We start from the raw sequence: 12,864 nt of genomic DNA, 5'->3' as shown, positions 1-12,864 counted from the left end.
CCGGCCGGTTCTCGCCGTGCCCACCAACCAGACGCCGTGTGCGGGCGGTTGAACGGCCCGCTCCGGGCTGCTGCGTCATCGCGCTCCCTCGTGTAGTGGTCGGCTCGGCGTCCCGGGCCTGCGCCGCGGGAAGGGGTGGCTTCTGCAAGGCGCTGACGGGGCGATGATCCTCGTACCCGGCAGGTGTGGCAAGAGCTTGCAGAGTCTTGCACAGGGGTCCCGTGTCTGCTGAGCGGCCTTGTTCGGGGGCTTCCGGGGGTCGATGAGAGGTCACGGGCACGTAACTCCGGGCAGTCCTTGCACTTTTTTGCTGCAAGGTCTTTCGCGGCGCTTACAACGCTGTTACGTTCACGTCGCCCGGCGGACGCAACGGCGCAGTCGGCAAGTCGGCAGGGGGAGCGGGCGGGACCGCTGCCTCACCCACTCGGGCTTTCACCCTCAAGGAGATCTCATGCGGCGTGGCATAGCGGCCACCGCTCTGGTGGCTTCCCTCGCCCTCGCGGCGACGGCCTGCGGCGGCAGTGACAGCGGCAGCGACAAGTCGGAAGGACCCACCACCATCACCTGGTGGGACACCTCCAACGCCACCAATGAGGCACCGACGTACCAGGCCCTGGTCAAGGAATTCGAGACGGCCAACCCCGACGTCAAGGTCAGTTACGTCAACGTCCCCTTCGACCAGGCGCAGAACAAGTTCGACACGGCGGCCGGTGCCAGTGGCGCCCCCGACATCCTGCGCTCCGAGGTCGGCTGGACCCCCGCCTTCGCGAAGAAGGGCTTCTTCCTGCCGCTGGACGGCACCGAGGCCCTCGCGGACGAGAGCAAGTTCCAGCCCAGCCTGATCGAGCAGGCCAAGTACGACGGCAAGACGTACGGCGTACCGCTGGTGACCGACACGCTCGCCCTTGTCTACAACAAGGCGATCTTCGAGCAGGCCGGCGTTGCGGCACCCACGACGTGGGACGAGCTCAAGGCCGCCGCCGCCACGATCAAGAAGAAGACCGGCGTCGACGGCTACTGGGGCTCCACCCAGGCGTACTACGCCCAGTCCTTCCTCTACGGCGAGGGCACCGACACGGTCGACGCCGCCGCCAAGAAGATCACCGTCAACTCCGCCGCCGCGGTCAAGGGTTACGAGACCTGGGAAGGCCTGTTCGACGGCGACGGTCTGCACAAGGCCGACACCACCGTCGACGCGTACGCCCACATCCAGGAGGCGTTCGTCAGCGGCAAGGTCGCCTCGATCATCCAGGGACCCTGGGAGATCACGAACTTCTACCAGGGCTCGGCCTTCAAGGACAAGGCCAACCTCGGCATCGTCAGCGTCCCGGCCGGTTCCACCGGCAAGGCGGGCGCCCCGACCGGCGGCCACAACCTGTCCGTCTACGCGGGCTCGGACAAGGCCCACCAGGAAGCGTCGCTGAAGTTCCTGAAGTTCATGACCTCGGCGAAGTCCCAGGAGACGATCGCCCTCAAGAACTCCACGCTGCCGACCCGCGACGACGCCTACACCGCGGAGGTCAAGGCCGACCCGGGCATCGCCGGCTACCAGACGGTGCTCGCCGCCGCCCAGCCGCGCCCGGCGCTGCCCGAGTACAGCTCGTTGTGGGGCCCGCTCGACACCGAGCTGAACAAGGTCGCCGCCGGCAACGAATCGCTGGACAAGGGGCTGGGCAACGCGGAAACCGCGATCGCCAAGCTGGTCCCCGACTTCAGCAAGTGACCGTCGTGGCCGCCGGATCTGCCTGAATTGGGGGGACAGATCCGGCGGCCATCGGCCTGCGAGCGCCCCACCCCTGATCTTCCAGAAGGTGTCGAACCATGACAGTCGTCATCGACCGCGCGACCGGCAAGCGCCGCGGTGACCGGGGGCCGCGCCCCGGGCCGCTCCAGCGCCTCAAGCACGGGTACCAGAAGTACTGGTACGCGTACGCGATGATCGCCCCGGTGGTCGTCGTGCTCGGCGCGCTGGTGCTCTACCCGCTGGTGCGGGGCATCTACCTGACGTTCACGGACGCCAACAGCCTCAACTCGGCCCGCCAGATCGGCGTCAACCACATCGACGCCACCTACAAGTTCATCGGCCTGGACAACTACGCCGACATCCTGTGGGGCCCGACCTCCTACGACCGCTTCTGGTCGCACTTCATCTGGACGATCGTATGGACGGCGCTGTGCGTGCTGCTCCACTACGCCATCGGGCTCGGCCTCGCCCTGCTGCTCAACCAGAAGCTGCGCGGCCGCACCTTCTACCGGCTCATCCTGGTCCTGCCGTGGGCCGTGCCCACCTTCGTCACCGTCTTCGGCTGGCGCTTCATGCTCGCCGACTCCGGCATCATCAACTCCGCCCTCGACGCGCTGCATCTGCCGTCGCCGCTGTGGCTGGAGGAGACCTTCTGGCAGCGCACCTCCGCCATCATGGTCAACACCTGGTGCGGTGTGCCGTTCATGATGGTCTCGCTGCTCGGCGGTCTACAGTCCATCGACTCGACGCTGTACGAGGCCTCCGAGATGGACGGCGCCAACGCCTGGCAGCGCTTCAGACACGTCACGCTGCCCGGACTGCGGCCCGTCAGCTCCACCGTCGTACTCCTCGGTGTCATCTGGACCTTCAACCAGTTCGCCGTCATCTTCCTGCTCTTCGGCGACACCGCCCCCGACGCGCAGATCCTCGTCACCTGGGCCTACTACCTGGGCTTCGGCCAACAACCGCGCGACTACGCCCAGTCGGCCGCGTACGGCGTCCTGCTCCTCTCCATCCTGATCGTCTTCACCTCCGTCTACCGCCGCTGGCTGGCCCGCAATGAGCAGCAGCTCGCGAACTGAGGCAGGAGCCCCCATGAGCACCACCACACTGCAGAGTTCCGCCTCGGCGGACGAGGTCCCCACGGACACCGAGCCGGTACGCAGGCCGCGGCGGCGTGGCGAGAACAGCCTCGCCGGGACGATCACCTCGCACGGCATCCTGAGCGTCGCCAGCCTCGTCGCGCTGTTCCCGATCGCCTGGCTGGTCTATCTGTCCCTCGGCCCGGACAAGGACGACTATCTGCACCCCGGGCGCATCTTCGGCAAGATGACGCTCGACAACTACTCGTTCGTGTTGCAGCACACGCGGTTCTTCGACTGGCTGTGGAGCACACTCGTCGTGTCGCTCGGCACCACCTTCATCGGTGTGCTCGTCGCCGCCACCACGGGCTACGCGGTCTCCCGCATGCGTTTCCCCGGCTACCGGAAGTTCATGTGGGTCCTGCTGGTCACCCAGATGTTCCCGGTCGCCGTCCTGATGGTGCCGATGTACGAGATCCTTTCCGAACTCCGGCTCATCGACAACTACTTCGGCCTCATCCTCGTCTACTGCTCGACCGCCGTGCCGTACTGCGCCTGGCTGCTCAAGGGCTACTTCGACACGATCCCGTTCGAGATCGACGAGGCGGGGCGCGTCGACGGGCTGAACCCCTTCGGCACGTTCGCGCGGCTGATCCTGCCACTTGCCAAGCCGGGCCTGGCAGTTGCCGCCTTCTACAGCTTCATCACCGCGTTCGGCGAGGTCGCCTTCGCCTCGACGTTCATGCTGTCCGACACGAAGTACACCTTCGCCGTCGGTCTGCAGAGCTTCGTCAGCGAGCACGACGCACAGCGCAACCTGATGGCCGCCACCGCCGTGCTGGTGGCGATACCCGTCTCCGCGTTCTTCTACCTTGTACAGAAGAACCTGGTGGCCGGCCTCACCGCCGGTGGCACGAAGGGCTGACGCCCGCCCAGTGACTCCCGCGCGCTCTGTCGCGCGGGTGGCGGCCGCGGTGGCCGTCCGACCCCGCTGTCACCGCGGCCGCCTCGTCCAACCACTCCGCCACTCCGCCTACGCCCACGACCCGAACCCTGCTCCCACGACCCGACCCTTCCCCCACACTCGGCTTCGCTCGACCGGGGGGACTCCCATCGCATCAAGGACGCCATGAGCCAGCACTCCGCCGACCAGGCACCGACCTCCGCTCTCGCCACCGTCGCCACGCACCGCGACTGGTGGCGCGACGCGGTGATCTACCAGGTCTATCCGCGCAGCTTCGCCGACAGCAACGGCGACGGCATGGGCGACCTGGAGGGCGTACGTTCCCGACTTCCGTATCTGCGCGACCTCGGCGTGGACGCCGTCTGGCTGAGCCCCTTCTACGCCTCGCCGCAGGCCGACGCCGGCTACGACGTCGCCGACTACCGGGCTGTCGACCCCATGTTCGGCAGTCTGCTGGACGCCGACGCCCTGATCCGCGACGCCCACGGGCTGGGCCTGCGGATCATCGTCGACCTCGTCCCCAACCACTCCTCCGACCAGTACGAGTGGTTCAGGCGCGCCCTCGCGGAGGGGCCGGGTTCGCCGCTGCGTGAGCGCTACTACTTCCGGCCCGGCAAGGGGGAGAACGGCGAACTGCCGCCCAACGACTGGGAGTCCATCTTCGGCGGGCCCGCCTGGACGCGCGTGCCGGACGGTGAGTGGTACCTGCACCTCTTCGCGCCCGAGCAGCCCGACTTCAACTGGGAACACCCGGCCGTCGGCGACGAGTTCCGCTCCATCCTGCGGTTCTGGCTCGACATGGGCGTCGACGGTTTCCGCATCGACGTGGCGCACGGTCTGGTGAAGGCGGCGGGCCTGCCGGACCTTGGATCCCACGAGCAGCTGAAGCTGTTGGGCAACGATGTCATGCCGTTCTTCGACCAGGACGGTGTGCACGACGTCTATCGCCAGTGGCGCACGATCCTCGACGAGTATTCCGGAGAGCGCATTTTCGTGGCGGAGGCGTGGACCCCGACCATCGAGCGCACCGCCAACTACGTGCGCCCCGACGAGCTGCACCAGGCCTTCAACTTCCAGTATCTGAGCACCCATTGGGAAGCGGCCGAGCTGCGCGACTGCATCAACCGCACGCTGGACGCGATGCGCCCGGTGGGCGCCCCCGCCACCTGGGTGCTGTCCAACCACGACGTGACCCGGCACGCCACCCGCTTCGCCAACGAGGCCGGGCTCGGTACGCAGATCCGCACCGCGGGTGACCGCGCCCTCGGCCTGCGCCGGGCACGGGCCGCGACCCTGCTGATGCTGGCGCTGCCCGGCTCCGCGTACCTCTACCAGGGCGAGGAGCTCGGCCTGCCGGACGTCGTGGACCTGCCGGACGAGGTGCGCCAGGACCCCGCCTACTTCCGGGGCGCGGGCCAGGACGGCTTCCGCGACGGCTGCCGGGTGCCGATCCCGTGGACCCGCGAGGGCTCGTCGTACGGCTTCGGCGGCGGGGGCAGTTGGCTGCCGCAGCCCGCCGAGTGGGCCGAGCTGAGCATCGAGGCACAGACCGGCGCGGAGGGCTCCACCCTGGAGTTGTACCGTGACGCGCTCGCCGTCCGCCGCGAGCAGCCCGACCTGGGCGCCGGTGACTCCGTCGGCTGGCTGAAGGCTCCGGAAGGTGTACTCGCCTTCCGCCGCGGCGAGTTCACCTGCACCGCGAACACCGGCACCGAGGCGGTGACCGTCCCGGCGTACGGCCGGGTGCTGCTTGCCAGTGGCGAGGTGACCCTCTCGCAGGACGGTGGCGAGGCGAAGCTGCCGGCGGACGTCACCGTGTGGTGGACCACCGGCTGAGAGCCCACTAACTGACGTCTCGTCAATTGAGAGGCTCCACAAGGAGTTTCCGGCACTTTCAGAAGCCCGCCTTCCGCTTCGGGAGGCGGGCCTCTACTATCTGCGGCACCGCACATCTTGCAATCTTTCAGCAAGAACCTTCAATGGACCTTCAATGGAGAAGGAACCACACATGGCCAGCAGAACTCTCTCCGGTGCCCTTGCTCTCACGGCGGCCGCGTCGGTCGCGCTCGCCGTCCCCGCGGGCACGGCGCAGGCGTCTCCACCCGGCACCAAGGACGTCACCGCCGTCCTCTTCGAGTGGGACTTCGACTCCGTGGCGACGGAGTGCGCGAGCCGCCTTGGCCCCGCAGGGTACGGCTTCGTCCAGGTCTCCCCGCCCGCCGAGCACATCCAGGGCTCGCAGTGGTGGACCTCGTACCAACCGGTCAGCTATCAGATAGCCGGGCGGCTCGGCAATGCCACCGACTTCCGTGACATGGTCACGGCCTGCCACAACGCGGGCGTGAAGGTGGTCGTCGACACGGTCATCAACCACATGTCGGCGGGCAGCGGCACCGGCACCGGTGGCTCCTCGTACACGAAGTACAACTACCCGGGCCTGTACTCCTCGTACGACTTCGACGACTGCACCGCCTCCATCAGCGACTACACGAACCGCACCAACGTCCAGAACTGCGAACTGGTCGGTCTCGCGGACCTGGACACGGGTGAGTCGTACGTCCGTTCCGCCATCGCCGGCTACCTGAACAGCCTCCTCGGCTACGGCGTCGACGGCTTCCGCATCGACGCGGCCAAGCACATGCCGGCGGCCGACCTCGCCAACATCAAGTCCCGGCTGAGCAGCCCGAGCGTGTACTGGAAGCAGGAGGTCATCTACGGATCGGGCGAGGCCGTTCAGCCGACCGAGTACACCGGCAACGGCGATGTCCAGGAGTTCCGGTACGCATACGACCTCAAGCGGGTCTTCAACAACGAGAACCTCGCCTACCTGAAGAACTACGGCGAGGGCTGGGGCTACATGAGCAGTGGCGTCTCCGGTGTCTTCGTCGACAACCACGACACCGAGCGCAACGGCTCGACGCTCAGCTACAAGGACGGGGCGAACTACACGCTCGCCAACGTCTTCATGCTGGCCTGGCCATACGGCGCGCCCGACATCAACTCCGGCTACGAGTTCTCCTCCACCGACGCCGGACCGCCCAACGACGGTACGGTCAACGCCTGTTGGCAGGACGGCTGGAAGTGCCAGCACGCCTGGCCGGAGATCCAGCGGATGGTCGCCTTCCGTAACACCACCCGCGGTGAGTCGGTCACCAACTGGTGGGACAACGGCGCCGACGCCATCGCGTTCGGCCGCGGTTCCAAGGGCTTCGTGGCCATCAACCACGAGTCGTCCTCGCTGGCCCGCACCTACCAGACCTCCCTCGCGGCGGGTACCTACTGCAATGTCCAGAGCAACACGACCGTCACGGTGAACAGTTCGGGCCAGTTCACGGCGACCCTCGGCGCCAACACGGCGCTGGCGATCTACTCGGGCAAGTCCAGCTGCTGAGTGGCCGCAGCGGAAGGCCCGTTCACCGATCCCCCGGTGAACGGGCCCGCGGTTTCGAGCAGATGTGAAAGTTCTTGCCATCGGTTTCAGGGCTCTTGCTGTAAACCTTGCGTAAGCGATACGGTCACGCCGGCGCCCGGCAAAGAGGCCGAGCCGCGGCGTGGGGTCGGACCCAAATGAGCCGTAATCGCAAGGAGTTCACGTCTGTGGCCCTGATACCGAGATGGCCGGCGCCCCGGGTGCGCCGCACCACGCAACGCAGCAGAATCGCGGCCGTCGCCGTGGTCGCCCTCGCGGCAGCGCTCGTCCAGCCCCTGGCGGCCCGCGCCGCGACCCCGCCCGCGCCCCCGTCCGACGCGGCCCTCGCGAAGACGGCCGCACGCAACGACGCGACGCGCGAGCAGTTCTACTTCGTCCTCCCGGACCGTTTCGCCAACGGTGACACCTCCAACGACGAGGGCGGTCTGACCGGTTCACGCCTGTCGACCGGCTACGACCCCACCGACAAGGGCTTCTACCAGGGCGGCGACCTCAAGGGCCTGACGAAGAAGCTCGACTACATCAAGGACCTCGGCACCACCGCCATCTGGATGGCGCCGATCTTCAAGAACCAGCCCGTGCAGGGCACCGGCGACAACGCCTCGGCCGGCTACCACGGCTACTGGATCACCGACTTCACGCAGGTCGACCCGCACTTCGGCACCAACAAGGACCTTCAGACGCTGATCTCCAAGGCCCACGCCAAGGGCATGAAGGTCTTCTTCGACGTCATCACCAACCACACCGCCGACGTCGTCGACTACGAGGAGAAGTCCTACGGCTACCTCTCCAAGGGTGCCTTCCCGTATCTGACGAAGGACGGAGAGCCCTTCGACGACGCGGACTACGCGGACGGGGCCGAGGACTTCCCCGAGGTCGACGCCGACTCCTTCCCGCGCACGCCGACCGTGCCGGTCGCGAAGCAGAACGCCAAGGTCCCCTCCTGGCTCAACGACACGACGATGTACCACAACCGCGGCGACTCCACCTTCGCCGGGGAAAGCTCCGAGAACGGTGACTTCTCCGGCCTCGACGACCTGTGGACCGAGCGTCCCGAGGTCGTCAGCGGTATGGAGAAGATCTACGAGAAGTGGGTTCGGGACTTCGACATCGACGGCTTCCGGATCGACACCGTGAAGCACGTCAACATGGAGTTCTGGACGCAGTGGGCCACCGCCCTCGACGCGTACGCGAAGAAGCAGGGCCGCGACGACTTCTTCATGTTCGGCGAGGTCTACTCCGCCGACACGTCGATCACTTCGCCGTACGTCACCGAGGGCCGCCTCGACTCCACGCTCGACTTCCCCTTCCAGGAAGCGGCCCGCCAGTACGCCTCCCAGGGCGGCAGCGCGCAGAAGCTGGCCTCGGTCTTCGGCGACGACTACAAGTACACGACGGACAAGGCCAACGCGTACGAGCAGGTCACCTTCCTCGGCAACCACGACATGGGCCGTTTCGGGTACTTCCTGAACCATGACAACCCCGGCGCGAGCGACGCCGAGCTCCTCAAGAAGGACAAACTCGCCAACGAGCTGATGTTCCTCAGCCGCGGCAACCCGGTCGTCTACTACGGCGACGAACAGGGCTTCACCGGCGCGGGCGGCGACAAGGACGCCCGCCAGACGATGTTCGCCTCCAAGACCGCCGACTACCTCGACGACGACGAGCTCGGCACCGACCGCACCCACGCGAGCGACGCCTACGACACGAGTGCACCGCTCTACCGACAGATCAGTGCTCTCGCGAAGTTCCGCAAGGCCAACCCCGCCCTCGCGGACGGCGTCCAGACGGAGCGCTACGCCGCCGACGGCGCCGGCATCTACGCCTTCTCCCGCACGGATCCGTCCACCGGCACCGAGTACGTCGTCGCCGTGAACAACGCGGGCGAGGCGAAGACCGCGACCTTCGCGACCGGCTCGGCGGACATGAGCTTCCACGGGATCTACGGCACGCAGGACAGCCTCACCAGCGGAGCCGACAGCAAGGTCACCGTCACCGTCCCGGCCGGTTCCTCGGTCGTCCTCAAGGCGGCGGGCAAGCTCGCCGCACCGGTCTCGAAGCCGACGCTCACCCTGAAGGCACCGGAGGCGGGTGCCACCGGCACCGTCGAGCTCTCCGCCGACGTCGCCGGCGGTCAGCTCAACCGTGTCGTCTTCGCCGCCCAGGTCGGCAACGCCAAGTGGCAGACCCTCGGCTCCGTCGACCACGCCCCGTACCAGGTCACCCAGGCCATCGCCAAGGACGTACCGGCCGGAACCACCCTGCGCTACAAGGCAGTTGTCATCGACTCGGCCGGACGCACGTCAAGCGCCCCGGCCACCGGCAGCACAGGCACCCCGCCCGCCGAGGAGGTCCCGACCGCCTCCTCACGCGACTACGCGATCGTCCACTACAAGCGCACCGACGGCGACTACACCGACTGGCGGCTCTACGCCTGGGGCGACCTCGCCGACGGCGAGGCGACGAACTGGCCCGAGGGCCACGACTTCATCGGCCGCGACGCCTACGGAGCCTTCGCCTACGTCAAGTTGAAGCCCGGCGCCTCCAGTGTCGGCTATCTGGTGATCGACAAGGACGGCAACAAGGACGTCTCCGCCGACCGCACGATCGATGTCACCAGGACAGGCGAGATCTGGGTCGAACAGGGCAAGGAAGCCGTCCTCACCGAAAAGCCCGACTATCCGGCCCAGGACAGGACCAAGGCGGTCCTGCACTACCACCGCGCCGACGGCGACTACACCGGCTGGGGCCTGCACGTCTGGACGGGCGCCGCGACCGGCACCGACTGGTCGAAGCCCCTGGAGCCGGTGGACACCGACGCCTATGGGGCTGTGTACGAGGTGCCGCTCGCCGAGGGTGCCACCAGCCTCAGTTACATCCTCCACAAGGGCGACGAGAAGGACCTCCCCACCGACCAGTCGCTCGACCTCACGGCCAACGGCCACGAGGTGTGGATGTTGAACGGCCAGGAGAAGTACCTGCTCCCGCAGCCGGCGGGCAGCGCCGCCGCGCTCGACCTGACCACCTCCAAGGCGGTCTGGATCGACCGGAACACGGTCGCCTGGAACGGCTCCGACGCGGCCGTATCCACGCAACTGCTCTACTCGCGCGACGGCTCGATCGAGGTGAAGGACGGAGCGCTGACCGGTGACGCCAAGTGGCTTCGCCTGTCGAAGTCCGTCCTCACCGACGCCCAGAAGGCCGCCTTCCCGCACCTCAAGGACTACACCGCCTGGACCGTCGACCCGCGCGACCGGGACCGGGTGCGTGAAGCGCTGCGAGCCCAGGTCGTCGCCTCGCAACGCGCCGTGAACGGAGCGGTGTTGGCGGCGACCGGCGTCCAGATCGCCGGCGTACTCGACGATCTGTACGACGCCACGAAGGCGGACCTCGGTCCGACGTTCCGCAACGGCGTTCCCACGCTTGCCGTTTGGGCGCCTACCGCGCAGAACGTGTCCCTGGACCTCGACGGCTCGACCGTCGCCATGAAGCGGAACAGCACCACCGGCGTCTGGTCCGTCACCGGTAAGAAGTCCTGGGCGAACAAGCCCTACCGGTACGTCGTCAAGGTATGGGCGCCGAGCGTCCAGAAGGTCGTCAGCAACACGGTCACCGACCCGTACTCGGTGGCCCTGACCGCCGACTCCCAGCAGAGCCTCGTCGTCGACCTGGACGCCAAGTCCCTTGCTCCGAGCGGCTGGTCGACCCTCAAGAAGCCTGCGGCGGTGGCGCTGAAGGACGCCCAGATCCAGGAGCTGCACATCCGGGACTTCTCCGTGGCGGACCCCACGGCCCAGAACCCCGGCACCTACCTCGCCTTCGCCGACAAGGACAGCGACGGCTCCAAGCACCTGCGAGAACTGGCCAAGTCCGGTACTTCGTATGTGCACTTGCTGCCCGCGTTCGACATCGCCACCATCCCCGAGAAAAAGTCGGACCAGTCGACCACCGACTGCGACCTCGCCTCCTACCCGGCCGACTCCGACAAGCAGCAGGAGTGCGTGGCGAAGACCGCCGCGAAGGACGCCTACAACTGGGGCTACGACCCGTACCACTACACGGTCCCCGAGGGTTCGTACGCGACCGACCCGGACGGCACGGACCGTACGGTCGAGTTCCGCGAGATGGTCAAGTCGCTGAATGAGGACGGCCTGCGGGTCGTCATGGACGTCGTCTACAACCACACCGCCGCCAGCGGCCAGGCCGACACCTCCGTGCTCGACAAGGTCGTCCCCGGCTACTATCAGCGGCTCCTCGCTGACGGGTCCGTGGCGACGAGCACCTGCTGCGCCAACACCGCGACCGAGAACGCCATGATGGGCAAACTGGTGGTGGACTCGATCGTCACCTGGGCCAGGGAGTACAAGGTCGACGGCTTCCGCTTCGACCTGATGGGGCACCACCCCAAGGCCAACATCCTCGCGGTCCGCAAGGCCCTCGACGCGCTCACCCTCAAGAAGGACGGCGTCGACGGCAAGAAGATCATCCTGTACGGCGAGGGCTGGAACTTCGGCGAGGTCGCCGACGACGCCCGCTTCACGCAGGCCACCCAGAAGAACATGGCGGGGACCGGCATCGCGACCTTCTCCGACCGCGCGCGTGACGCCGTACGCGGCGGTGGCCCCTTCGACGAGGACCCCGGCGTCCAGGGCTTCGCATCCGGCCTCTACACCGACCCCAACTCCTCCACCAGCAACGGCACTTCGGCCGAGCAGAAGACCCGCCTGCTGCACTACCAGGACCTCATCAAGGTCGGGCTGAGCGGCAACCTCGCGAAGTACAGCTTCACCGACACCAGCGGCAAGGAGGTCAAGGGCTCCGAGGTCGACTACAACGGCCAGGCGGCGGGATACGCGGACGCGCCCGGAGACGCCCTCGCGTACGCCGACGCCCACGACAACGAGTCGCTGTACGACGCCCTCACCTTCAAGCTGCCCGCCGCGACGAGCGCGAGCGACCGGGCCCGTATGCAGGTCCTGGCCCTGGCGACAGCCACCCTCTCGCAGGGCCCGTCCCTCTCCCAGGCCGGCTCCGACCTGCTGCGCTCCAAGTCCCTCGACCGCAACTCCTTCGACAGCGGCGACTGGTTCAACGCGATCCACTGGAACTGCCGGGACGGCAACGGCTTCGGACGCGGACTGCCGATGGCGTCCGACAACGCGTCCAAGTGGCCGTACGCCACACCGCTGTTGACGACCGTCAAAGTGGGCTGCGGGCAGATCGAGGGCAGTTCGGCGGCATACCAGGATCTGCAGCGGATCCGCAGGACCGAGAGCGTGTTCTCGCTCGCCACGGCCGGCCAGGTGCAGTCGAAGCTGGCCTTCCCGCTGTCGGGGACGGACGAGACGCCCGGTGTGATCACGATGGAACTCGGCGACCGCGGTGATCTCGTCGTCGTCTTCAACGCGACGCCCGAGAAGCAGGAGCAGACGATCGACGCGTCGGCCGGGACGGCGTACGCGCTGCACCCGGTGCAGGCGGCGGGCGCGGACTCCACCGTCAAGTCCTCCTCGTATACGGAGAAGACGGGCACGTTCGCCGTTCCGGGGCGCACCGTGGCGGTATTCTTCCGGACTTCCTGAAAAGGGCATTACCTTGGTGGGGCAGACCTCGAACTCCGGTCTGCCCCATCGGTGTGTCCAAG

6 protein-coding genes are annotated in these 12,864 nt (G+C 67.4%); all 6 read left to right on the top strand.

Features of this window, described 5'->3' with window-relative positions:
- Positions 1-451: 451 nt before the first annotated feature.
- The gene (locus tag ACIPC1_RS01645) at positions 452-1,723 is read left to right on the top strand and encodes an extracellular solute-binding protein (RefSeq protein WP_402512354.1); all 1,272 of its coding nucleotides are present in this window, start codon (positions 452-454) and stop codon (positions 1,721-1,723) included.
- A gap of 98 nt (positions 1,724-1,821) precedes the next feature.
- The gene (locus ACIPC1_RS01640) at positions 1,822-2,826 is read left to right on the top strand and encodes a carbohydrate ABC transporter permease (protein WP_402512352.1); all 1,005 of its coding nucleotides are present in this window, start codon (positions 1,822-1,824) and stop codon (positions 2,824-2,826) included.
- A 13-nt stretch (positions 2,827-2,839) separates the two neighbouring features.
- Positions 2,840-3,751, top strand: a complete 912-nt coding sequence (locus tag ACIPC1_RS01635) for a sugar ABC transporter permease (RefSeq protein WP_384384892.1) — start codon at positions 2,840-2,842, stop codon at positions 3,749-3,751.
- A 204-nt stretch (positions 3,752-3,955) separates the two neighbouring features.
- Entirely contained in the window at positions 3,956-5,626 is a 1,671-nt protein-coding gene (locus tag ACIPC1_RS01630; protein WP_402512350.1) for a glycoside hydrolase family 13 protein, read from the top strand.
- Positions 5,627-5,798: 172 nt separating this feature from the next.
- Positions 5,799-7,181 (top strand): alpha-amylase family protein, encoded by a 1,383-nt coding sequence (locus tag ACIPC1_RS01625; RefSeq protein ID WP_402512348.1) that lies wholly within the window; start codon positions 5,799-5,801, stop codon positions 7,179-7,181.
- A 212-nt stretch (positions 7,182-7,393) separates the two neighbouring features.
- On the top strand, positions 7,394-12,802 hold the full coding sequence (gene pulA, locus ACIPC1_RS01620) for a pullulanase-type alpha-1,6-glucosidase (RefSeq protein ID WP_402513354.1): 5,409 nt from the start codon (positions 7,394-7,396) through the stop codon (positions 12,800-12,802).
- The last annotated feature ends 62 nt before the right edge of the window (positions 12,803-12,864 follow it).

It is taken from the genome of Streptomyces sp. NPDC087263 (assembly GCF_044744645.1).
Lineage (GTDB): Bacteria > Actinomycetota > Actinomycetes > Streptomycetales > Streptomycetaceae > Streptomyces.
The sequence above is the reverse complement of the archived record's forward strand: the minus strand, read 5'-3'. Positions and strand labels throughout refer to the sequence as shown.